Here is a 21,942-nt window from a genome sequence, read left to right on the forward strand (position 1 = left end):
CGCCGCCCGGGGCGACGGGGTGAGGGGGCGGCCGGGCCGCTCAGGTGGGTGAGGGCTCTTGTGGGAACCGTTCGGCGCGGGGGGCGGGCGGTTCTCCGCGCCCCCCGCGGGCGGTCACTTCGCTCACCGCCCCCGTCCCCGCCCGAGGAGTCAGCCCGCGAACCAGCGGACCGGCTTGGGGGCCAGGTTCTGGTAGATGTGCTTGGACTCGCGGTACTCGGCCAGGCCCGCGGGGCCCAGCTCCCGGCCGATGCCGGACTTGCCGAATCCGCCCCATTCGGCCTGCGGCAGGTAGGGGTGGAAGTCGTTGATCCAGACGGTGCCGTGCCGCAGCCGCGCGGCCACCCGGCGGGCGCGGCCGGGGTCGGCGGACCAGACGCCGCCCGCGAGCCCGTACTCGGTGTCGTTGGCGAGGGCGATCGCCTCGTCCTCGGTCGTGAACGTCTCGACGGTGAGGATCGGCCCGAAGGTCTCCTCCCGGACGACGCGCATCTCGCGGTGGCAGCCGTCGAGGACGGTCGGCCGGTAGAAGTACCCCTCGTACCCCTCACCCTCGGGCCGCTTGCCGCCGGCGCGCACGATCGCGCCCTCGTCGATCGCGGCCGCGACGTAGTACTCGGTCTTCTCCAGCTGCTGGGCGCTGACCAGAGGTCCGCACTCGACGCCCTTCTCGGTGCCCCTGCCGATCCGGATCCTCTCGGCGCGGCGGGCGAGTTCGGCGACGAAGCGCTCGCGCACGGACTCCTCGACGATGAGCCGCGCTCCGGCGGAGCAGACCTGCCCGCTGTGGATGAAGGCGGCGTTCAGGGCCTGGTCGACGGCCGTGTCGAAGCCCTCCTCGGTCGCGCAGGCGTCGGCGAAGACCACGTTCGGGTTCTTGCCGCCCAGCTCCAGGGCGACCTTCTTGACCGACTCGGCGGCGGCCTGCATCACCTTCGTACCGCTGACCAGGCCGCCCGTGAAGGAGACGAGGTCGACGTCCGGGTGCTCGGCCATCCGGGCGCCCACCGAGGCGCCGGGTCCGGTGACGATGTTGGCGACGCCCTCGGGCAGGCCGGCCTCGACGAGCAGGGCGATCAGCGCGACCGTCGTCATCGGCGTGATCTCGCTCGGCTTGATCACGAAGGTGTTGCCCGCGGCGAGCGCCGGGGCTATCTTCCAGCTGGCCTGGAGCAGGGGGTAGTTCCACGGGGTGATCAGCGCGCACACGCCCACCGGCTCGTGCACGACGACGCTGTGGATCTCCGGCGAACCGGCGTCCACTACCCGGCCGCCGCCCTCGCCGATCACCAGGTCGGCGAAGTAGCGGAAGGCGTCGGTGACGCAGTCGATGTCGACGCGTCCCTCCTCCACGGTCTTGCCCGCGTCCTGTGCCTCCAGCCGGCCCAGCTCCTCGCGGTCGCGCTGGAGGAGGTCGGCGACCCGGCGCAGCAGGGCGGCGCGCTCGGCGGTGGGGGTCTGCGGCCAGGCGCCCTCGCCACCGGCGAAGGCCCTGCTCGCGGCGGCGACTGCGGCGTCGACGTCTTCGACCCCACCCTCGGCGACCACGGCGAACGCCTTCGCGTCCGCCGGGTCGAGGATGTCCCGCGTGGCGCCGGACGTGGCTTCCCGCCACACCCCGCCCACATGAATGGTCTTTTCAGCCGACACGTCGTTTTCGCCTTCCGTTTCCCGTTTTGTTCCACACTGGTGGAACTGGCGGCGGGACCCCTCCCCCGGTGGGCCGAAAGCATGCCGAATACGTGGCCGAAAGTGCCATGAGTCACTTACATGACGGACATAAGACCCGATCAGGCCCGATGTGCGTCTGTGGCGGCCGCGAGCTTGGTGAGTGCCAGCGCCTGGACGAGCCGCAGGCCGGGCTCGGCCTTGCGCAGGGCCCTGACGGCGGCGACCGAGTCGGGCGTGAGGTCCGCCAGGGGGAAGCCGGTGGACTCGATGCGCTCCCGGGCCCACAGGCCGCGCAGTTCCGCCTCCGAACGGGACGGGACCGCCTCCACGAGAGCGAGGGCGCGGCCGAGCCCGGGGCGCTCGGCGTCGTCGGCGTCCGCGAGGGCGCGGCGGAGCCCGTCGAGGATCTCCTCGCGGTCGCTCAGGGCGACGACCAGGGTGTCGGGCTTGCTGCGGAAGAGGTCGGGCATGGGCTGCCTCCGGATGCGGGGATGTTCGTGGATGGGAACTCGATCAAGATAGGAGGCCGCCGGAACGCCCCGCACGCGAGGGCCCGGAGTCCCAGGCGTCCGAGGGCCCGGATTTCAAGGGGCCCGAGGTGCGAGCACCGGGGACCGGTGTGCCGCGGGTCACCCCTCGTCGGGGGCGAAGTGGCGCAGGGCCGTTTCCAGGACGGTCCGCTGCCGGGGCCACTCGGCGGCGGGCCCGGCCACCGCGACGACGTGACGCCGGCCGTCGGCGGTCGGGAACGCCCGCTGGACGAGCGTCAGCCGCTGCCCGGTGCGGGGGCTGTCGTACGAGTAGACGAGTTCGGCCGAGCCGCGGGTGGTGGGGTGCAGGGCGTGCAGCTCGAAGCCGGGGCGGTGCCGGTGGGGCGCGACGGTGATCCGCAGCGCGCGGGTCGCGCTCATCCGGGTGCCGGCGAGCGGCCAGAACCGGAGGAAGCGGGAGTGCGGGGAGTCGGACGACCGGTAGTGCACGGAGCCCGCCGCCTCGCGCCGCCAGCCGACGGGAACGGCGAGGGTGACACCGGAGGGGTCCCGGATCACGGCGAAATCGGCGGGCGGCACGGGGACCGCGGAGGCCCCGGGCAGTCGCGAAGTCGCCTTCTCCGGTGCGGTCCTGGCGGGAGGCGTGGCCCTCGGCGCAGGTGACGCGGCCTGCCGAGCGGCGGGCGGGGCCGGGGACGGCGCGGCCGGAGCGGCGGCGCCGTCCTGGACGACCCACCCCGTGCCGACACCGATCAGGAGGCCGAGCAGCACGAGGAGGACGTGGGGCGGGGTGAAGCGGAACCGGAACCGCCCTCGCGGCTTCGCCGTACTGAACGGGGAACGCACGCCAAGGAATTGCCCGCCGTCCCCCTCCCCCGCGCCGTCCCCGACCGCGCGCGCCGGGTCGTCGGTCTGCGCCATGGCCCGCCCCCCTCCGCCGCGTGAACTCCTGTACCGGCAAGGGGACATGGTAGGTCCCGGGCAGGTGACCGGAACAGGTCGTGGGAATTCAGCCGTACGAAGGGTCCTCGCCGTCGGCGAAGTCGTCCGCCGGGTCGTCCTGCGCGAGGAGGCCCGCGATCCACAGCGGCATCATCCAGTGGAGGACGAAGACGCCGGCGAGCAGCGGGGCGACGTACGCACGGGTGAGCCGGCCGTCGCCGAGGACGGTGGCCAGCCACAGTCCGACCGCCGCGCCGAAGATGAGCGCCCCGGTCATCAGGTGCGCCGCGCTGCGGGCCCGCTCGCGCTCCCTCAGCTGACGTTCGTCCAGGGCCCGGGCACGCAGTTCGAACAGGCCCCGGGTGGCGCCGTTGAGCGCGCCGGTGGCCAGGCACCAGAGGAGGAGGACGGGGAGGAGGGCGAAGGCGGCCCACAGCTCGTCGTACGCGAACATCCGCACCACGAGGGTCACCGCCACGGCGGTCAGGCCCACGCTCACGGCGACGGCCGACCGGCGACGGCCCTTCGTCGCATACAGGACGCGTCCGCGCGGATCGTTCATCAGCGCCCGCATGCGCCGGTCGTATCCCGTCAGCGCGGCCCTGTCGGCGGTCGAGTTCATGGCTGTGCCTTCCTCCCGTAGATCTGCTGCGTGAGCGAGCCGAACGGCTCCAGGGAGAACAGCGCCTCCACCGGCAGCTCGAAGAAGGCGGCGACCTTCAGGGCCAGGTCGAGGCTGGGGTTGTACTGCCCGCGCTCGATGTAGCCGATGGTCTGGTAGTGGACGCCGACCGCCTCGGCGAGAGCCTGCCGCGACACCTTCCGCTCGGCCCTCACGACAGCCATTCTGTTGTGCACCTGCTCGCTCATGTATAAGAAGTACTACACAGTGCGGTAGGAGCACAACAGGCCGGGAAGCACGGAATCCCCCGGCGGTAGGACCGCCGGGGGATTCTGTGGGGTTCTGTCTCAGATCAGGCCGAGCTCGCGCACCGCGTCGCGCACAGACCCGGCACGCCCCCCTCGCACCGATCGGCCCCTGGGGGCCTCCCGGGCTTCGGGACGCTGCGCCGGACTCCGTCCGTCGACCGGTCAGATCAGGCCGAGCTCGCGCACCGCGTCGCGCTCTTCCTTGAGCTCCTGCACCGAGGCGTCGATGCGGGCACGGGAGAAGTCGTTGATCTCCAGGCCCTGGACGATCTCGTACTTGCCGTCCTTGCAGGTGACCGGGAAGGACGAGATGAGGCCCTCGGGGACGCCGTAGGAGCCGTCCGACGGGATACCCATCGAGGTCCAGTCGCCGGCCGCCGTGCCGTTCACCCAGGTGTGCACGTGGTCGATGGCGGCGTTGGCGGCCGAGGCGGCCGAGGACGCGCCGCGGGCCTCGATGATCGCGGCGCCGCGCTTGGCGACGGTCGGGATGAAGGTGTCGGCCAGCCACTGCTCGTCGTTGACGACCTCGGCGGCATTCTTCCCGGCCACCTCGGCGTGGAAGATGTCCGGGTACTGGGTGGCGGAGTGGTTGCCCCAGATCGTGAGCTTCTTCAGCTCGGAGACCGGGGTGCCGGTCTTCTTGGAGAGCTGCGAGAGCGCACGGTTGTGGTCCAGGCGGGTCATCGCGGTGAAGCGCTCCGCCGGTACGTCCGGGGCGGCGGCCTGCGCGATGAGCGCGTTGGTGTTGGCCGGGTTGCCGACGACGAGCACACGGATGTCGTCCGCGGCGTTGTCGTTGATGGCCTTGCCCTGCGGCTTGAAGATGCCGCCGTTGGCGGAGAGCAGGTCGCCGCGCTCCATGCCCTTCGTACGGGGGCGGGCGCCGACGAGCAGCGCGACGTTGGCGCCGTCGAAGCCGACGTTCGGGTCGTCGGTGATCTCGATGCCCTGGAGCAGCGGGAAGGCGCAGTCGTCGAGCTCCATGGCGGTGCCCTCAGCGGCCTTCAGGCCCTGCGGGATCTCCAGGAGACGCAGCTTGACCGGCACGTCCTGGCCGAGCAGGTGGCCCGAGGCGATGCGGAAGAGCAGCGCGTAGCCGATCTGGCCGGCCGCGCCGGTGACGGTGACATTCACGGGAGTGCGGGTCATGGCGATCTCCGTAAGACAGGCGAAGTGGCGGGGGTCCCGGCCCCTCTGTGCGGGATATCTCGATGTGGAGAGATATCCGCCCGTCAGGCTATCGGACCCCGGGGGGACTGGTTCCCCGGGTCCCTGTGGGACGCCGCACATCATCTGCCCCGGAGGATGCGAAACCCGGCCGCACCGTCCCGGCGCGCCGCCGCGGCAGAGCGAGAGCGCAGGTCGTGCGGGGGGTGGGGCGGGGCGAACCGTACGGGCGGTGCGGCGGGACGCGACGTACGGAGGGGGCCGCGCCGTACGCGTGGTGCAGCGCGTCGTGCCGTACAGGAGCCGGCGTGCCCGTGCCGGGCGCGCAGACGCCGACGGCCGCCCGCGCAGAGGGGGGAGCGCGGACGGCCGTCCCGGGTTGGCGTACACCCGTGGGGGGATGAGGTCCGCTTTCCCCGGAGGGCGGCGGACATGCACCCGGCGTCGTGTTTTTCTTCGCCCGGCCCCTACTCGGGGGCCGTGCAGCCCTTCTGGCCGGACTTCAGCGTCGCGCAGGCCTTCGCCTCGTCGGCCGTGGCCGCCTCGACCATCTTGGTGTAGGCGCTGCTGTCCGCACCCGCCACCCCGTTCTGGCCGGCCGCCGAGGTGTCCGAGGACACGGTCACCTTGTCGCCGCCGGCCGCACCGGTGATACGGGCCCAGGCCGCACCGCAGGTCTTGCTGTAGCGGACCTCGATGCTGGTCGCGCCGACCTTGCCGCGCGCGGACGTGACGGCGTACTCGCCGCCGCAGCCCATCGCCTCGGGGTCCTTGCCGTCGCAGTCCTTGCCGGTGCACTTGACCCCGGGCGGCAGCTTCGTCGCGGGCGCCTCGGTCTGCGAGGCCACCGGCGTCTTGCCCGCCGTGGGGCTCTTGTCCTTGTCGTCCCCGCCGGTCAGCAGGACGGCGGCGACGATCACGAGGAGCGCGCCGACGACGCCCGCCAGGAACATCGTCAGCTTGCGCCGCTGACGCTGCCGGTCCGGCGCCGAGTTCGGCGGCGGCTGGTGGGAGGGGTGCGACGGCTCGGAAGCCGAGGGGCGGTGGTGACCGCCGGGCGGACCGCCGGAACCGGAGCCGGGCCGTCCCGTCGGCGCGGAGGCCGACGGGCTGTTGTAGCTCTGGCCCTGGTGGAATCCGCGTTCGAAGTCGCTGGCGAAGTCGCGCTCGGGGCGCGCGGTGCTCCGGGCGCCCTTGCCCGCGCCCATGCCCGCGCCCGCACCGAGACCGGTGCCCGCGCCGGGCGCGGACGGCTTCCCCTGCCCCGTGCGCTGCCGGAGCTCGTCGGGGATCTTCAGGTTGGTGGTCATGTCGAACGCGTCGGTGTTCGGCTTGGCCGCCCGCTGGGAGCCGGTGGTCGTCAGCGGGCCGGAGTCCGAGCCGGGGCGCGCGGGCGGAGCGGCGCCGCTCTGCTTGCGCGTCGCTCGGCCCGTCTTCGCCGCAGGCTGCCCGAACTCGCCCAGCGCGGCACGCGCCTGGGAGATCCGGATGGCCTCCATCGTCATGTCGTGGCGCATCTCGGAACGGCTCCAGGCACGCTCCGCGAGTTCCCACATGGTGGTGAGGTGCACGGGGTTGGTCCCGGTCACCTCGGACAGCGCGACGACCGCGCCCTTGGGAGCGAGCAGCCGTCCGCCCAGATAGCGCTCCCAGGACGTCTTGCTGTACCCGGTGCGGTCCGCAACGGCAGCGATGCTCAGACCGCTGCGGTCCACGAGCCTGCGCAGCTGGTTCGCGAACTCCCTGACCTGCGGGTCGAGTCCCTCCGGCAGCGCTTTCCAACGAGGCATTGCTTCCCCCTTGTCCCCCCGTACGTTCCTGATGTGCCCCGCGCTCTTTCCCTGCCCCCTGCCCGTGTCCCCGAGAACCTGGGGAAACCTGGCTACCCAGAGGGATGCGCGAAGCCAGGATGTCAGTTCCTGGGGTGGGAGCGCACGGGAGCGGATCGGAACACCGGCGCACGCCGTTGCGCGCCTCTGGTCCCGATCGCCTGTACCAGTGTCCCACCGATGCTGTGTGCGGATTGCCGGAGCCCTGTCCTTGGCATCCAGGCTTCCCTCATGTCACTACAAGTCCGCCTTTCGATGCCTTCGCACGAAACATGTTCCTTGCGGTGTTCCGCAGCGGAACGCCGGGCTCCGGCCGGACACCAAGACGACGCCCAATACCGGAACGGTTCCCTCCACTTCTGCCCGAGGATCTTTCGATCGAACATTTCGCAGCGCCCCCGGCCGAAGGGCTTCCCGGGCCGTACCCGAGGGCGCGCGCCCGTGCGTGCAGCACTCCGCTTGTGGCGTCCCCCACATCGGGCGCCGCGGCAGCGCGCCCCCACGTGACGGTGGCCGGTTCCTTCCCGCGGAACGGGAAGGAACCGGCCACCGTCGTTCCGTACGGAACGGCCGCTCCGTACGGACCGTGCTCAGCGCACCGTGAAGCGGACCACCGACTCCAGGACCGGGATCTTCAGCCCGTTGGGCTGCGCCATCAGCGCCAGCAGCGTGATGGTCAGGCCCAGCACCCCGTACGTCACGATGTCCGTGAAGCGGGAGCGGACCGCGAGCATGCCCACCGACGGCAGGACCCAGCGCAGTACCGCACCGGTGAGCAGCGCGATCCCCACCAGCACCGTGCCCAGCCGGAAACCGATCCCGAACGCGTCCACCGCGACGAGCAGCAGCCCGAGCGCCGTCATGCCGAGGACCGCGATCAGCGGCCACTGACGGGCGGGCGCCGGGGCGTCGCGCGGCGCGGCCCGCCCGCCACCCTCGGGACGGGCGGTGTCCCGGGTGAACAGGGGGAAGCGGCGGGTGGTGCGCCGGGGGCCGTCGGGGCCGGGGGCGCTGACGACGCCCTTGGCCCCGTCGACGCCGTCGACCGCGTCCGCCTCGTCCGGCGGCACCTCGAACGCGCCGGACCCGGCGGGAACAGCGCTCGCACCGGTCCCCCGGGCCGCGTCGCTCTCCCCGGACCCGTCGGCCGTCGCGGTCGCCTCCGCGGCGTCGGTCCCGGCCGTCGCCCCCGTCGTGGCCGTCGCTCCGGTCACGCCCGCCGGGCCGCCGGCTGCGGCCGTCGGCCCGGTCGTTTCCGGGTCGGTGCCGCGCGCGCCGCCGCGGTCGTCTGCCTTGCCGGGCATCGGGGGTCGCCCCTCAGCCCGCGTCGGCGGCGTCGGCGGCGCGTTCGGCCGCCTCGACGACGTTGACGAGGAGCTGGGCGCGGGTCATCGGGCCGACGCCGCCCGGGTTGGGGGCGACCCAGCCGGCGACCTCGGTGACGCCCGGGTGCACATCGCCGACGATCTTGCCGTTCTCGTCGCGGCTCACGCCGACGTCCAGAATGGCCGCGCCCGGCTTGACGTCCTCGGGCTTGATCAGGTGCGGGACGCCGGCGGCGGCCACGATGATGTCGGCCTGACGCAGGTGGTGGGAGAGGTCGCGGGTGCCGGTGTGGCACTGGGTGACGGTCGCGTTCTCCGACTTGCGGGTGAGGACCAGCGGCATCGGGCGGCCGATGGTGATGCCGCGGCCCACGACGACCACGTGCGCGCCGGCGATCTCGACGCCGTGGTGGCGGAGCAACTGGACGATGCCGTACGGGGTGCAGGGCAGCGGGCCGGTCTCGCCGATGACGAGGCGGCCGAGGCTCATCGGGTGCAGGCCGTCGGCGTCCTTGGCCGGGTCCATGAGTTCCAGGACGCGGTTGGTGTCGATGCCCTTGGGAAGCGGGAGTTGCACGATGTAACCGGTGCAGGCGGGGTCCTCGTTGAGTTCCCGTACAACTGCCTCGATCTCCTCCTGGGAGGCGGTGTCGGGCAGTTCGCGCTGGATGGACGCGATGCCGACCTGGGCGCAGTCGCGGTGCTTGCCCGCCACGTACCACTTGCTGCCCGGGTCGTCGCCGACAAGCAGGGTGCCGAGCCCGGGAGTGATTCCCCGGCTCTTCAGGGCCGCCACGCGGCCGTTGAGTTCGGACTTGATCGCGGCTGCGGTGGCCTTGCCGTCGAGAATCTGGGCAGTCATGCACCCATCTTCGCGGAAGACGGGGGTGAGGTTCCAATTCGCCGGTCCCGCCCGTCCGTCGACGACGGTCGAACATTGCACTTACACAACGCATAGTGCTTCCGGCTGGACAAAAAGCCGAAGGTAATACCACGATGTGGCGCGCAGCACGCGGCAGCGCAGGGGGGGCACACCGCTGGTTCTCACGTATCTTCCTCCGCTCGGCCCGCACCGTCCCCAGCACCGTCAACGGAGGAATCGCTAGTGAGCTTCGGCGACCCCAACAGTCCACACGGCCAGCCCCAGCAGGGCCAGCCCGGTTACGGCTACCCGCAGCAGGCCCCGCAGGGCGTCCCGCAGCAGGGTTACGGCTACCCGCAGGGCCAGCCCGCCGACCCCTACGGCAGCTACGGCGGCCCGCAGGAGATGCCCGGTGGGGTGAAGGCCGCACGCGTGATGCTCTTCGTCATCGGCGGTCTCCAGGTCATCGGCGCGATCCTGTTCGCGCTGACCGCCGCCACGATCAGTGCGGCCCAGAATTCCGAGGAACTCAAGAAGGACGTCCAGTTCGAGCAGCTGGCCGAGTTCTCCACCGGCGCCATCTGGGCGGCCACGGTGGCCGTGCTCGCCTGGGGTGTCCTGGCGATCGTCCTCGGCGCGAAGTTCGGCAAGGGCGGCAACGGGATCCGCATCACGGCGCTGGTGTTCGGCATCATCACCGCGATCCTCGGCATCTACCCGTTCATCCTCGTCGGCCTGGCCCACACCGTCATGGCGATCCTGATCGCCGTGTTCGTCGGCAAGTCGGACGGCGCGGCCTGGTTCAACCGCCCGCGCGGCTGAGCCACCGCCGTTCCCGGCACGACGGAGGCCGCCGGTACCCCGCACCTCGCGGGGTACCGGCGGCCTTTCGCGTACCGGGTGTCAGTGGAAGAAGTGACGCGTGCCGGTGAAGTACATCGTCACGCCCGCCTTCTTCGCGGCCTCCACGACCAGCTCGTCACGGACCGAACCGCCCGGCTGGACCACTGCCTTGACGCCCGCGTCCAGCAGGATCTCCAGGCCGTCCGGGAACGGGAAGAAGGCGTCGGACGCGGCGTACGAGCCGCGTGCCCGCTCCTCGCCCGCCCGCTCGACGGCCAGCTTCGCGGAGTCGACCCGGTTGACCTGGCCCATGCCCACGCCGACGGACGCGCCGCCCTTGGCGAGCAGGATCGCGTTGGACTTGACCGCGCGGGATGCCTTCCAGGCGAAGGACAGTTCCCGCAGCTCCTCCGCGGACAGGGCGTCGCCGGTGGCCAGCGTCCAGTTCGCCGGGTCGTCGCCCTCGGCCTGGAGGCGGTCGGTGACCTGGAGGAGGGCGCCGCCGTCGATCGGCTTGACCTCGACCTCGGCCGAGGGGGCGCCGTCGCAGCGCAGTACCCGGATGTTCTTCTTGCGGGCCAGGACCTCGACGGCCCCGTCCTCGTACCCCGGAGCGACGATGACCTCGGTGAAGATCTCCGCCACCTGCTCCGCCATCGCGACGCTGACCGGGCGGTTGACGGCGATGACGCCGCCGAAGGCCGAGAGGGGGTCGCAGGCGTGCGCCTTGCGGTGCGCCTCGGCGACGTCGTCACCGATGGCGATGCCGCACGGGTTCGCGTGCTTGATGATCGCGACGCAGGGCTCGGCGTGATCGTAGGCGGCACGGCGGGCGGCGTCGGTGTCGGTGAAGTTGTTGTACGACATCTCCTTGCCGTGCAGCTGCTCGGCCTGGGCGAGGCCGCCCGTGCCGTCGACGTACAGCGCGGCGCCCTGGTGCGGGTTCTCGCCGTAGCGCAGGACGTTCTCACGGGTGTAGGTCCGGCCGAGGAAGTCGGGGAAGCCGCCCGCGGCGGAACCGTGGTCGGACTCCGTGTCGGGCGCCGCACAGCCGTCGGCGAACCATCCCGCCACCGCCACGTCGTACGCGGCCGTGTGCTGGAATGCCTCACCCGCGAGGCGCCGGCGGGCGGCGAGTTCGAAGCCGCCGTCCTTGGCCGCCGCGAGGACGTCCGCGTACCGCTCGGGGCTGGTGACGACCGCGACCGACGGGTGGTTCTTGGCGGCGGCGCGGACCATGGAGGGGCCGCCGATGTCGATCTGCTCGACGCACTCGTCGGGGGTGGCGCCCGAGGCGACGGTCTGCGTGAACGGGTAGAGGTTCACCACGACCAGGTCGAAGGGCTTGATCTCCAGCTCGGCGAGCTGCCGCCGGTGGTCCTCCAGCCGCAGGTCGGCGAGGATGCCCGCGTGCACGCGGGGGTGCAGGGTCTTGACCCGGCCGTCCAGGCACTCCGGGAACCCGGTGAGCTCCTCGACCTTCGTGACCGGAACCCCCGTGGCGGCGATCTTCGCGGCGGTGGAGCCCGTGGACACCAGCTCGACGCCCGCCTCGTGCAGGCCCTGGGCCAGCTCCTCAAGACCGGTCTTGTCGTAGACGCTGACCAGCGCCCGCTCGATGGGCTTCTTGTTGATGGAGTTGGCCGGGTTAGCGGAGTTCACCGACATGAACCTTTCGTCCCTCTATGCGGTAGCCGTTGCGGGCGAGACGCCCCACGACCTCGACGAGCAGCGTGCGCTCGACTTCCTTGATGCGCTCATGGAGCGCGGCTTCGTCGTCCTCCTCGCGGACCTCGACCACGCCCTGGGCGATGATCGGGCCGGTGTCGACGCCGTCGTCGACGAAGTGGACCGTGCACCCGGTGACCTTCGCGCCGTACGCGAGGGCGTCACGGACACCGTGCGCACCGGGAAAACTGGGCAGCAGTGCGGGGTGGGTGTTCACCAGCCGGCCGCCGAAGCGGGCGAGGAACTCCTTGCCCACGATCTTCATGAACCCCGCGGAGACGACCAGATCGGGCTCGTACGCGGCGGTGGCGGCGGCCAGCGCCGCGTCCCACTCCTGCCTCGTCCCGTAGTCCCCGACCCGGCGGACGAACGTGGGGATCCCGGCGTCCGCGGCCCGTTCCAGGCCGGCGATGCCGTCGCGGTCGGCGCCGACCGCGACGATCTCCGCGCCGTACCCCGCGTCCGCCGCGATGGCGTCGAGCAGGGCTTGGAGGTTCGTACCGGAACCGGAGACCAGGACGACGAGACGGGCAGGACGCCCGGCGGCCGGCGGATGAACCGAGGGGAGGTCGGATGCTGCGGGGGGCGGGGAGGCCACGGCGGGTCACTTTCTCGCGGCTCGTGCGGTTTGTGTGGTCGTACGAACGACTCGCACCCCGGGATACGGGGAACCCTACGAAGGCGTCGACCGCTCGCAACGATACCGGCACACCGGGCCGCCCCCACGGGACGGGTGCATGGGCGGGAGGTAGCGTCAGGGCAGGACTCCGTCCCGTTCCGCGCCCCGGGCGACGAAGGGCGCGGAGAAACCAGACGACATACGACCTGCCGCGTTGCGGAGCACAACGCTCCGGGAGCCGACGGAGGTCCGAGGGGAAGACGTTCACCAGATGACGGACCGACGCCGCCGCACCGCGGCTCTCCGCCGCCCGTTCGCTCCGCTGCCGGTGCAGCCGCCGCTGCCGCCGACGGCCGTGCCGACGTCGCCGGGATCCCCGGTGCCGCCGGCCAAGGGGAGGCTGCTCCGGGAGGGGCCGTCGTCCTCCTCCTCCTCCCCGTCCCCGTCCCCGGAGACGGAGGAACCGGGCAGCTCCGCGCGCGAGGACAACCCCTTCGCCCCGCCGCCCGAGGGCAGGCCGGACCAGCCCTGGCGTCCCCGCAAGCGGGACGGGGGCGACACCCCGGACAACGACTCCTCCTCCCGGTCCCCCTGGGGAGGCCAGTGGAGCAACCGCCAGCCGGGGCGCGGCAACGGCGGCTTCGGCGGCAACGGCGGTACGGGCCGGGGCCAGGGCGGACCCGACGGCTCCGGGAACGGACCCGGTTCCGGGCTGCGCTGGGACCCGACGGACCCGACCCAGCGCAGGGCGCGTTACGCGCTGCTCGCAGGCATGTGGGCGTTCTTCTTCGCGGTGTTCACCCAGCGGGAGATCGCCCTGCTGCTGGGATCGCTGGCGCTGTACTGGGGCATCAGCGCCCTCCGCAACAAGCCGGCCCCGAACGCGGCTGCCACCGCCACCTCCCCGCCCGCGACCGCAGCCGCCCCGGCCGTCTCCACCCGGCCGCAGACGACGGCCGCGGTGAGCGGCCTGGTGACGGCGGGCCTGGCGCTGGCGATCGTGGCGGCGACCTTCACGGTGCAGATGGTCTACCGGGACTACTACACGTGCGTGGCGGACTCCCTGACGAAGTCGGCCCAGCTCTCCTGCAACGACGAGCTTCCCAAGTCGTTGATCCCGGTCTTCGGTGTGAAGGAGTAGGAGCGGCGGGGGTACGGGCCCGTCCCGGGGGGCCGGTCCGGGGGCGCGCTCGGCCCAGGATGCGCGCCCGGGCCGGGATGCAGGTCAAGCCCGGGATGCGGGTCCGTCCCGGGAGGCCCGACCTGGGATACGGGTCCGGCCTGGGATGCGTGTCCGGCTCGGGATGCGCACCGGCCCGGATGCGGGTCCGTCCCAGGATGCGCCCGGCCTGGGGGGCGCCCGGCCCGGGTGTGCCCGGCCCGGGATGCGAGTCAGGTCGAGGATGCGGGTCCGTTCCGGGGGGCCTGACCCGGGATGCCGGTCCGACCCGGGATGCGCCCCCGGCCCGAGGGGTGCCCGGCCCGAGGGGTGCCCGGCCCGGGATGCGGGCCCAGCCCGGATGCGGGTCCGTCCCGGGCGCGCCCGGCCAGGGATGCGGGCAGCCGTCGGCCCGCAGCACCCGCACCGCGCTCTACTCGCCCCGCTCCCGCTCCTCGGGAAGCTCCGGCAACAGTCCCCCGGACGCGTCCCGCAACGCCGCCCACCGGGCCTCCCGGGCCTCGCTGTCGTGCCAGTTCGCGGCCTCCACCTCGTACGGCGATCCGTCGCCGAGCGCCCCGAGCGCCGCGACCGGCCCGGGAACGCCGGGCGCCTGACGGGGCTCCTTCGGTACGGGGGACACGAAGGGGAGAGGGTCCCCCGTAGGCGCGAGGGGCATGGGCGGCACGGGTGCCGTGGACGCTTCGGGGGACAGGGGCGGATGGGCGGTTGCGGGCGTCTTCACTGGCGCGACAGGGGTCGCGGGGATCGCAGGGGTCGCGGGGATCGCGCGGGTCGCGCGGGTCGCGGGAGCGTCGGAGATCACGGCTACCTCGGGAGTCGCATGCACCTCGGGGCCCCCGGGGGTGACGGTCGGCGCAGACGCCGCCAGGGCACCAGACACCTCGGGGGTCTCAGGCACCTCTGACACCCCAGGCCTGTCAGGCGGCGCAGGCATGTCCAAGGCCCCAGGAACGCCCGAGGTCGCAGGCACGCCCGAGGTCGCAGGCACGCCCGAGGTCGCAGGCACGCCCGAGGTCGCAGGCACGCCCGAGGTCGCAGGCACGCCCGGGGTCGCAGGCGCCCCGACATTCGCAGGCGCATCGGGGATCCCCAGCGCGTCGGGCGCCACAGGGGCCCCAGCGGCCTTCGTGGTATCAGCGAGCAGAGACACCCCAGGCGTCGCCGCCCCCAGCGAGACCCAGGAGTCCACGGGCGGCACGTGGCTTCCGGCCTCTCCCCCGGAGGTCACGGCGTCCGCGGCACCCTCGCCGATTACGGAATCCGCGTCGGCCGCCTTGGTCCCGCCGCCGCCGAAGAGGCCGCCGAAGACGCGCCATCCCCGCCAGGGCCCCCGCAGGCGCCAGGCCCTCAGTCCCAGGGCCCCCAGCGTCCCCACGCCCGCCGTCCAGATCGCCGCGCCCAGTCCCGTGGCCCACCACACCGGGCCGAACTCCGCCAGCCGTTCCGCGCCCAGTGGTCCGCCCGAAGCCGCTGCCAGCACGGCCGTCACCGCCCCGCAGCCGACCCCGGCCAGCGCCGCCGTACCCGCTGTCCTGCGTCGGCTCCAGGCCTCCTCCCGTACGGCGTACGCGGGCGCGGCCACCCGTACGGTGAACCACGCCACCACCAGCCCGGCCGTCAACGGCACCGCCGACGCCGCCCAGTTGAGGGGCGCGGCGGGGACTTGTGCCGGCAGCGCCGCCAGCAGCGGGAAGTCCGGCAGCGCGGCGTCCCCGGTCGTCCCCAGCGGCGAGAAGCTCGCCCCCGTCCCCAGCCCGAACCCGGCCCCGATCCCGTACGAAGCCGCCCAGACGGCGGCGTTCGGCACCAGTGTCAGTGCCAGCAACAGCACCGCGAACCGCCCGGACCACTCCCCCGCGAGCTGGTGGAACGACTCCTGCGCGAGTTCCGCGTGCATGGTCAGCGACGCACCGACGACCAGGGCCCCGCCGCCCACCAGCACCGTCGTCCCGGCGGCCGCCGCCCGCGCCGCGGCCGCGACCCGGGCACGCACGAAGGCGCGTCGCACGCCCTCCGGGACCCAGCCGGGCAGCGGGCCGCGCGGACGCCCGTACGCGGTCCACACCCCGGCCCCGGCGGCACTCGCGACGACCAGAGGCACGTACACCGCCGCACCGACCGGATCGGCGGGCAGCGGGCCCCCGGCTGCGTAGAGCACGGCGGCGCACCCCGCCAGCAGGTAGCCCACCGTCACGCCGCCGAAGGCCGTCCAGCCGGACGGCACGTTCCGCCTGTCGTCCTCGTCCTGCTCCAGCGCGTCCCTGGCCGCCCGGTGCGCGAGCCAGAGCGGCAGTGCGGCGAGGAGCAGCGGGGTCAGCCCGATGGGCGCGGCGACTCCGCTCAGGGTCTCGGCGCGCACGAGGTCGGCACCGTGCGCCAGGAGCCACAGTCCGGCCGCGATGCGCAGGGCGGCTCCGGCGCCCGCGTCCGGGTACGGCGAACTGATCCACAGCACCATCACGACGACGGCGAACGTCCCCAGCCCGAGCCCGGCGGCCAGCGCCCCGCGCAGCAGGCAGACGACGGATGCGGACGACACGGCGGACCCGAACACCGCCGACGACCCGGGCGCCGCGGAACGCGGACCCCCGATGCCCTGCTCGCGCTCGTTGTCGCGCTCGTGCTGGTGGTGGGGTTCGGCCACTGGGTTCGGGTTCACGCCGCCATGCTGCCCACGACACGCGCCATCTTCACGTAACAGGTGAATGGCCGCCGTGTCGCTCAATATACGTTTATGTACTTTTTCGTCCGATTCAGTGCAACGCGGGTCGCGGGGGCCGCGGAGACCACAGAGGCGGCCGGGGCCGGGGAGGCTCGTTCATGACGCACATCCTGCGGTCCGTCGCCGCCTCCGCACCTGCGGCGCCCACCACCACTCCCGCCGCGCCCAGCTCCTCTGCCCGCTCCACCGCTTCCGCCGCGCCCGTCTCCTCCGCCGCGCCCATCGCTCCGACGGCTCCCACCGCGCCCGCTGCGCCCGCTCCCGGGCCGCCGGATCCCCTCCCGCCCCCGGAGGAGCGCCGCAGGCTGCGCGAGGCCAAGGCGCTGTCGCAAGCACAGGTGGCGACGATCCTGGGCGTCACCCGCGAAACGGTCCGCGCCTGGGAATCGGGACGCGCCACCCCCCGGGGCCACAAGGGGGAGGCGTACGCCGGGCTCCTCGCCGGTATCGAGGAAGAACTCAGGACCGAGGGCCCAGCCGCCCCGGGCCGCTCCGGCACCCCACCGAACGCACCGGACGCACTGACATCGGCCGTCCCTCAGACCTCGGACGCAGCCGCTGTCGACACGGCCCCCCGCACGAACCCCACCGCCGCCCCGGCCCGCACGGATCGCCCTGCCAAACCGGCCCGCGCTCGCACGGACCGCACCACCGCCCCGGCCCGCACGGACCGACCCGCCAAACCCGCCCGCACGGATCGCCCCGCCAAACCGGCCCGCGCTCGCACGGACCGCACCACCGCCCCGGCCCGCACAGACCGACCCGCCAAACCCGCCCGCACAGACCGCCCCGCCAAACCGGCCCGCGCCCGCACGGACCGCACCACGACCCCAACCCGCACAGACCGACCCGCCAAACCCGCCCGCACAGACCGCCCCGCCAAACCGGCCCGCGCCCGCACGGACCGCTCCGCCACCCGGGACCGCGGAAAGTCCCCCGTCGCGCCGGAGCACGCCGACGGCCTCACGCGGTCCGGCCGTCGCACCCCCGCCCAGGCCTTCGACGAGCTCTACGCGCGCACCGCACCCTCCCTGGTCCGCCAGGCCTACCTCCTCACCGGGCGCAACCGGCTCGCCCAGGAGACGGTCGAGCGGGCCTTCCAGCTCGCCTGGCAGCGCTGGCCCGCGGTCGCCACCGACCGCGATCCGGCGGGCTGGGTGCGCGCGGCGGCGTACGAGTACGCGATGTCCCCCTGGCACCGTCTGCGCCCCGGCCACCGGCGCGTCGACGAACCCGCCCGTGTGCCGGAGTCCGCGGCGGCGACAGGCGCGAAGACGGACCCCGTGCCGTCCCCGGAGTCTCCCGCGGGGCCGCCCGCAGCGGGTTCCGGGGCCGCCTCCGCCGACGGGGCCGGACCGGCCGCAGACCCCCGGGCCCTCCTGCACGCGCTGCTGGAACTCCCGCCCCCGTACCGCCGCACCCTCGTCCTCTACGACGGCCTCGGACTCGACCTCCCCGAGACCGCGGCCGAGACCGAGGCCACCACCCCGGCCGCCGCGAGCCGGCTGGAGTACGCCCGCTGCGTCGTCGCCCGCCGACTGCCGGAGGTGGCCGAGGCGCGCACCCCCGCCGAACAGTCCGCCGTACTGCAGGAACGTCTCGGCGCGCTCGCGCTCGCCCAGCCCGCGGACGGCCTCCCGCCGGGCGAGGCGGTACGGACGGGCGGCGAGCGCAGGATCCGCTTCTGGACCCGGGCGGCCATCGCGTTCACCACGCTGATCATCGGCGCGACCGCGTTCACCCTCGCGACCGCCCCGACGCGGTACGAATCGCCGCGCCCGCCGGGCGAACCGGTCGGCGGGGTACCCGCGCACAGCGGGCCGCAGCGGCTGTCCTCGTACGACAAGCAGTTGCGCGCCAAGCTCCGCGCCGAGCCCGAGGCCGGCCCGGAACGCCTGCTTCCGCAGCCCCGCTGAGAGGGCGCGGAAGGCTTCGGAAAACGCACGTGGCCCGCCCCCCGTCTCCGGGGTGCGGGCCACGTGCGTACGGCAAACCCGTGCCGACGCCGCGAGCGGACGCGGCGAACGGGTACGGCGAATCAGCCCGCGAGGATCGCGCGCGCCAGCTTCGCCGTCTCGGTCGGCGTCTTGCCGACCTTGACACCGGCGGCCTCAAGGGCCTCCTTCTTCGCCTGGGCGGTGCCCGACGAGCCGGAGACGATCGCGCCGGCGTGGCCCATCGTCTTGCCCTCGGGGGCGGTGAAGCCCGCGACGTAGCCGACGACCGGCTTCGACACGTTCTTCGCGATGTAGTCGGCCGCACGCTCCTCGGCGTCGCCGCCGATCTCGCCGATCATGACGATCAGGTCGGTGTCGGGGTCGGCCTCGAACGCGGCGAGCGCGTCGATGTGCGTCGTACCGATGACCGGGTCGCCACCGATGCCGACGGCGGAGCTGAAGCCGATGTCGCGGAGCTCGTACATCATCTGGTACGTCAGCGTGCCGGACTTCGAGACCAGGCCGATGCGGCCCGGCTTCGTGATGTCGCCCGGGATGATGCCGGCGTTGGACTGGCCCGGGGTGATGAGACCGGGGCAGTTCGGGCCGATGATGCGGGTCTTGTTGCCCTTGGCCGAGGCGTACGACCAGAAGGCGGCCGAGTCGTGGACCGCGATGCCCTCGGTGATGACGACGGCGAGGGGGATCTCGGCGTCGATCGCCTCGACGACGGCGGCCTTGGCGAAGGCCGGCGGCACGAAGAGGACGGACACGTCCGCGCCCGTCTTCTCCATGGCCTCCTTGACGGAGCCGAAGACCGGGACCTCGACGGTGTTCGAGTTGCCCGTCTCCGACGGGACGTCGAAGTCGACGGACGTGCCGGCCTTGCGCGGGTTCACGCCGCCGACGATGTTGGTGCCGTCGGCCAGCATGAGCTTGGTGTGCTTCATGCCCGTGGCACCGGTCATGCCCTGGACGATGACCTTGCTGTCCTTGGTGAGGAAGATAGCCATGGTGTTTGGAGTCCCTCTTCCTTACTTCGCAGCTGCGGCGAGCTCGGCGGCCTTGTCGGCCGCGCCGTCCATGGTGTCCACGCGCTGCACGAGCGGGTGGTTGGCGTCGGAGAGGATCTTGCGACCCAGCTCCGCGTTGTTGCCGTCGAGACGGACAACGAGGGGCTTGTCGACTTCCTCGCCCTTGCTCTTCAGCAGTTCGAGAGCCTGAACGATGCCGTTGGCGACCTCGTCGCAGGCGGTGATGCCGCCGAAGACGTTGACGAACACGGACTTGACGTCCGGGTCGCCGAGGATGATCTCCAGGCCGTTCGCCATGACCTCGGCGGAGGCGCCGCCACCGATGTCGAGGAAGTTGGCGGGCTTCACGGTGCCGCCAGCAGAAGACGGGTAGGCCTCACCGGCGTACGCGACGACGTCCAGGGTCGACATGACCAGACCGGCACCGTTTCCGATGATGCCGACCTCGCCGTCGAGCTTGACGTAGTTGAGGTTCTTGGCCTTGGCAGCGGCTTCGAGCGGGTTGGCCGCTGCCTTGTCCTCAAGAGCCTCGTGGTCGGGCTGGCGGAAGTCGGCGTTCTCGTCGAGCGAGACCTTTCCGTCCAGCGCCAGGATGCGGCCGTCCTTGGTCTTCACCAGCGGGTTGACCTCGACGAGGAGGGCGTCCTCGGCGACGAAGGTGTCCCACAGGGTCACCATGGCCTCGGCGACACCCTCGGCGACGTCGGCCGGGAACTTCGCCAGCGCGACGATCTCGCGGGCCTTCTCGATGGAGACGCCGTCGTTGGCGTTGACCGGGACCTTCGCGAGGGCCTCGGGGGTCTTCTCCGCGACCTCCTCGATGTCCACGCCGCCCTGCACCGAGGCCATGGCCAGGAAGGTGCGGTTGGTGCGGTCGAGGAGGTACGAGACGTAGTACTCCGCCTCGATCTCCGGAGAAAGCTCGGCGATCATCACCTTGTGGACCGTGTGGCCCTTGATGTCCATGCCGAGGATGTCCGTCGCGCGAGCGACGGCCTCGTCGGGGGTGGCGGCGAGCTTCACGCCGCCGGCCTTTCCACGGCCGCCGACCTTCACCTGAGCCTTGACGACGGACTTGCCGCCCATCCCCTCAGTGGCCTTGCGCGCCGCCTCAGGCGTGTCAATGACTTCACCGGCCAGCACCGGTACACCGTGCTTGGCGAAGAGGTCCCTCGCCTGGTACTCGAACAGGTCCACGCGCGTCCGTCCCTTTTCTGGTGTTCGCGGTTCGTTATCGCGGTTCGTGTGTTGAATGCGATGGGCGTGCCGCGAAGGCAACGTGACAGCGCTGTCACTAGGGAGGCGTACACGGTTCCGGTACGCGGCATGTCCGTCTCGCAGGTTATCCCCGAGGGCCGTGGGTCCCTAAATCGCAGCTCACACCTGAGCGGTGATACCTGTCACAGAGTGCCACTCGCAGCCATGTTCAGTGTCACGCAGTGTCCGACGGGCCGGACGTCCGACGCCCCCTCGTCCGGTCATGCCGTGTCCGGTACCGGTAGCGGCCTTTTCTCGACGGCCGCCGCCATGACCTCGGGGAACAGGTCCGGGGTACAGGCGAAGGCGGGGGCTCCCAGGGCGGCCAGGGCCGCCGCGTGCCCGCGGTCGTAGGCCGGGGCGCCCTCGTCCGAAAGAGCGAGCAGCGTGACGAACTGGACGCCGGACGCCTTCATCGCGGCGACCCGCTTGAGCATCTCGTTCCGTATGCCGCCCTCGTACAGGTCGCTGATGAGGACGACGACGGTGTCGGCGGGGCGGGTGATCCGGGACTGGCAGTACGCGAGGGCCCGGTTGATGTCGGTGCCGCCGCCGAGCTGGGTGCCGAACAGCACGTCCACGGGGTCGTCGAGGTCGTCCGTGAGGTCGACGACGGCGGTGTCGAAGACGACCAGACGGGTCCGGAGGGAACGCATCGACGCGAGGACGGCGCCGAAGACGGACGCGTAGACGACGGACGCCGCCATCGAGCCCGACTGGTCGACGCAGAGCACGACCTCCTTCTTGACCGACTGCGAGGCCCGCCCGTATCCGATCAGCCGTTCGGGTATCACCGTGCTGTGGCCGGGGACGTAGTTCTTGAGATTGGCGCGAATCGTACGGTCCCAGTCGATGTCCCGGTGCCGGGGCCGCTGGACGCGGGCGCTGCGGTCCAGGGCACCGGTGAGGGTGGCGCGGGTCCGCGTGGCGAGGCGGTTCTCCAGGTCCCGCACGACCTTGCGCACGACGGCCCTGGCGGTCTCCTTCGTCGTCTCGGGCATCGCCTTGTTGAGCGAGAGGAGCGTGCCGACGAGGTGGACGTCGGCCTCGACGGCCTCCAGCATCTCCGGCTCCAGGAGAAGCGCGGACAGTCCGAGCCGGTCGATGGCGTCACGTTGCATGACCTGGACGACGGAGCTGGGGAAGTACGTCCGGATGTCGCCCAGCCAACGGGCGACCGAGGGTGCGGAGGCACCGAGTCCGGCGGACCTGTCGCCGCCCCCGCCCTGCGTTCCGCCGTGCGGTCCCGCGGCGCCGCGGCCGCCGTAGAGGGCGGTGAGGGCTCCGTCCATCGCGGCGTCCCGGCCGGTGAGCGCCCGGCCGGTGCCGTCGGCGGAGCCGCCCCCGAGCACCATCCGCCAGCGCCGCAGCCGCTCGTCGGCCGCGGGTTCCGGAGCGG

General features: G+C 72.7%; 18 protein-coding genes. 3 read left to right on the forward strand and 15 right to left on the reverse strand.

All coding sequences use genetic code 11. From position 1 onward, the window contains the following. Positions 1-150: 150 nt before the first annotated feature. The 9 genes from ACQPZG_RS13705 to ACQPZG_RS13745 form a co-directional block, all read right to left on the reverse strand. Positions 151-1,650 (reverse strand): aldehyde dehydrogenase family protein, encoded by a 1,500-nt coding sequence (locus ACQPZG_RS13705; protein ID WP_433546081.1) that lies wholly within the window; start codon positions 1,648-1,650, stop codon positions 151-153. 140 nt (positions 1,651-1,790) lie between these two features. Beyond that, complete coding sequence (locus ACQPZG_RS13710; RefSeq protein WP_433546082.1) at positions 1,791-2,141, reverse strand: hypothetical protein; 351 nt, start codon at positions 2,139-2,141, stop codon at positions 1,791-1,793. A 159-nt stretch (positions 2,142-2,300) separates the two neighbouring features. Then, positions 2,301-3,083 carry a hypothetical protein gene (locus ACQPZG_RS13715; protein WP_433546083.1) on the reverse strand — a complete coding sequence of 261 codons (783 nt, stop codon included), beginning with the start codon at positions 3,081-3,083 and terminating at the stop codon, positions 2,301-2,303. Positions 3,084-3,171: 88 nt separating this feature from the next. Beyond that, complete coding sequence (locus tag ACQPZG_RS13720; protein WP_433546084.1) at positions 3,172-3,726, reverse strand: hypothetical protein; 555 nt, start codon at positions 3,724-3,726, stop codon at positions 3,172-3,174. Further along, positions 3,723-3,974, reverse strand: coding sequence for a helix-turn-helix transcriptional regulator (locus ACQPZG_RS13725; RefSeq protein ID WP_433546085.1), 252 nt, complete (start codon positions 3,972-3,974; stop codon positions 3,723-3,725). The genes ACQPZG_RS13720 and ACQPZG_RS13725 overlap by 4 nt, the downstream gene beginning before the upstream one ends. Before the next feature lie 222 nt (positions 3,975-4,196). Further along, positions 4,197-5,186: a malate dehydrogenase gene (locus ACQPZG_RS13730; RefSeq protein WP_185028179.1), complete on the reverse strand. Its 990-nt coding sequence runs from the start codon at positions 5,184-5,186 to the stop codon at positions 4,197-4,199. A gap of 485 nt (positions 5,187-5,671) precedes the next feature. Beyond that, positions 5,672-6,994, reverse strand: a complete 1,323-nt coding sequence (locus tag ACQPZG_RS13735; RefSeq protein ID WP_433546086.1) for a DUF2690 domain-containing protein — start codon at positions 6,992-6,994, stop codon at positions 5,672-5,674. A gap of 629 nt (positions 6,995-7,623) precedes the next feature. Next, positions 7,624-8,337, reverse strand: a complete 714-nt coding sequence (locus tag ACQPZG_RS13740) for a DUF3017 domain-containing protein (RefSeq protein ID WP_433546087.1) — start codon at positions 8,335-8,337, stop codon at positions 7,624-7,626. A 13-nt stretch (positions 8,338-8,350) separates the two neighbouring features. Further along, entirely contained in the window at positions 8,351-9,220 is an 870-nt protein-coding gene (locus tag ACQPZG_RS13745) for a bifunctional methylenetetrahydrofolate dehydrogenase/methenyltetrahydrofolate cyclohydrolase (protein ID WP_433546088.1), read from the reverse strand. A gap of 243 nt (positions 9,221-9,463) precedes the next feature. Between ACQPZG_RS13745 and ACQPZG_RS13750 the strand changes: the two genes are divergently transcribed. Further along, positions 9,464-10,042 (forward strand): hypothetical protein, encoded by a 579-nt coding sequence (locus tag ACQPZG_RS13750; RefSeq protein ID WP_433546089.1) that lies wholly within the window; start codon positions 9,464-9,466, stop codon positions 10,040-10,042. An 81-nt stretch (positions 10,043-10,123) separates the two neighbouring features. Here ACQPZG_RS13750 and purH read toward each other — a convergent pair whose 3' ends face one another. Further along, entirely contained in the window at positions 10,124-11,731 is a 1,608-nt protein-coding gene (gene purH / locus ACQPZG_RS13755; RefSeq protein WP_433546090.1) for a bifunctional phosphoribosylaminoimidazolecarboxamide formyltransferase/IMP cyclohydrolase, read from the reverse strand. Beyond that, positions 11,712-12,389, reverse strand: coding sequence for a phosphoribosylglycinamide formyltransferase (gene purN / locus ACQPZG_RS13760; RefSeq protein WP_433546091.1), 678 nt, complete (start codon positions 12,387-12,389; stop codon positions 11,712-11,714). The genes purH and purN overlap by 20 nt, the downstream gene beginning before the upstream one ends. Before the next feature lie 292 nt (positions 12,390-12,681). On the opposite strand from purN, the gene ACQPZG_RS13765 reads away from it, so the two are divergent. Next, complete coding sequence (locus ACQPZG_RS13765) at positions 12,682-13,551, forward strand: hypothetical protein (protein ID WP_433546092.1); 870 nt, start codon at positions 12,682-12,684, stop codon at positions 13,549-13,551. A gap of 451 nt (positions 13,552-14,002) precedes the next feature. On the opposite strand, the gene ACQPZG_RS13770 is transcribed toward ACQPZG_RS13765, so the two are convergent. Next, positions 14,003-16,132: a cell division protein PerM gene (locus ACQPZG_RS13770; protein WP_433549395.1), complete on the reverse strand. Its 2,130-nt coding sequence runs from the start codon at positions 16,130-16,132 to the stop codon at positions 14,003-14,005. Between the two features lie 281 nt (positions 16,133-16,413). On the opposite strand from ACQPZG_RS13770, the gene ACQPZG_RS13775 reads away from it, so the two are divergent. After that, positions 16,414-18,231: a helix-turn-helix domain-containing protein gene (locus ACQPZG_RS13775; RefSeq protein WP_433546093.1), complete on the forward strand. Its 1,818-nt coding sequence runs from the start codon at positions 16,414-16,416 to the stop codon at positions 18,229-18,231. A gap of 122 nt (positions 18,232-18,353) precedes the next feature. On the opposite strand, the gene sucD is transcribed toward ACQPZG_RS13775, so the two are convergent. The 3 genes from sucD to ACQPZG_RS13790 form a co-directional block, all read right to left on the reverse strand. Next, positions 18,354-19,265 carry a succinate--CoA ligase subunit alpha gene (gene sucD, locus ACQPZG_RS13780; RefSeq protein WP_433546094.1) on the reverse strand — a complete coding sequence of 304 codons (912 nt, stop codon included), beginning with the start codon at positions 19,263-19,265 and terminating at the stop codon, positions 18,354-18,356. 21 nt (positions 19,266-19,286) lie between these two features. Further along, the gene (gene sucC, locus ACQPZG_RS13785; protein ID WP_433546095.1) at positions 19,287-20,483 is read right to left on the reverse strand and encodes an ADP-forming succinate--CoA ligase subunit beta; all 1,197 of its coding nucleotides are present in this window, start codon (positions 20,481-20,483) and stop codon (positions 19,287-19,289) included. A gap of 281 nt (positions 20,484-20,764) precedes the next feature. Further along, complete coding sequence (locus ACQPZG_RS13790; RefSeq protein WP_433549396.1) at positions 20,765-21,898, reverse strand: VWA domain-containing protein; 1,134 nt, start codon at positions 21,896-21,898, stop codon at positions 20,765-20,767. Positions 21,899-21,942: the final 44 nt, after the last annotated feature.

It is taken from the genome of Streptomyces sp. CA-294286 (assembly GCF_050947155.1).
Taxonomy (GTDB): Bacteria; Actinomycetota; Actinomycetes; order Streptomycetales; family Streptomycetaceae; genus Streptomyces.

What these genes read in the sequence shown, in the direction of transcription:
- ACQPZG_RS13710 (WP_433546082.1), bottom strand. Translation starts at nt 2,141, where the DNA reads ATGCCCGACCTCTTCCGCAGCAAGCCCGACACCCTGGTCGTCGCCCTG.
- ACQPZG_RS13715 (WP_433546083.1), bottom strand. Translation starts at nt 3,083, where the DNA reads ATGGCGCAGACCGACGACCCGGCGCGCGCGGTCGGGGACGGCGCGGGG.
- ACQPZG_RS13720 (WP_433546084.1), bottom strand. Translation starts at nt 3,726, where the DNA reads ATGAACTCGACCGCCGACAGGGCCGCGCTGACGGGATACGACCGGCGC.
- ACQPZG_RS13725 (WP_433546085.1), bottom strand. Translation starts at nt 3,974, where the DNA reads ATGAGCGAGCAGGTGCACAACAGAATGGCTGTCGTGAGGGCCGAGCGG.
- ACQPZG_RS13730 (WP_185028179.1), bottom strand. Translation starts at nt 5,186, where the DNA reads ATGACCCGCACTCCCGTGAATGTCACCGTCACCGGCGCGGCCGGCCAG.
- ACQPZG_RS13735 (WP_433546086.1), bottom strand. Translation starts at nt 6,994, where the DNA reads ATGCCTCGTTGGAAAGCGCTGCCGGAGGGACTCGACCCGCAGGTCAGG.
- ACQPZG_RS13740 (WP_433546087.1), bottom strand. Translation starts at nt 8,337, where the DNA reads ATGCCCGGCAAGGCAGACGACCGCGGCGGCGCGCGCGGCACCGACCCG.
- ACQPZG_RS13745 (WP_433546088.1), bottom strand. Translation starts at nt 9,220, where the DNA reads ATGACTGCCCAGATTCTCGACGGCAAGGCCACCGCAGCCGCGATCAAG.
- purH (WP_433546090.1), bottom strand. Translation starts at nt 11,731, where the DNA reads ATGTCGGTGAACTCCGCTAACCCGGCCAACTCCATCAACAAGAAGCCC.
- ACQPZG_RS13765 (WP_433546092.1), top strand. Translation starts at nt 12,682, where the DNA reads ATGACGGACCGACGCCGCCGCACCGCGGCTCTCCGCCGCCCGTTCGCT.
- ACQPZG_RS13775 (WP_433546093.1), top strand. Translation starts at nt 16,414, where the DNA reads ATGACGCACATCCTGCGGTCCGTCGCCGCCTCCGCACCTGCGGCGCCC.
- sucD (WP_433546094.1), bottom strand. Translation starts at nt 19,265, where the DNA reads ATGGCTATCTTCCTCACCAAGGACAGCAAGGTCATCGTCCAGGGCATG.
- ACQPZG_RS13790 (WP_433549396.1), bottom strand. Translation starts at nt 21,898, where the DNA reads ATGGTGCTCGGGGGCGGCTCCGCCGACGGCACCGGCCGGGCGCTCACC.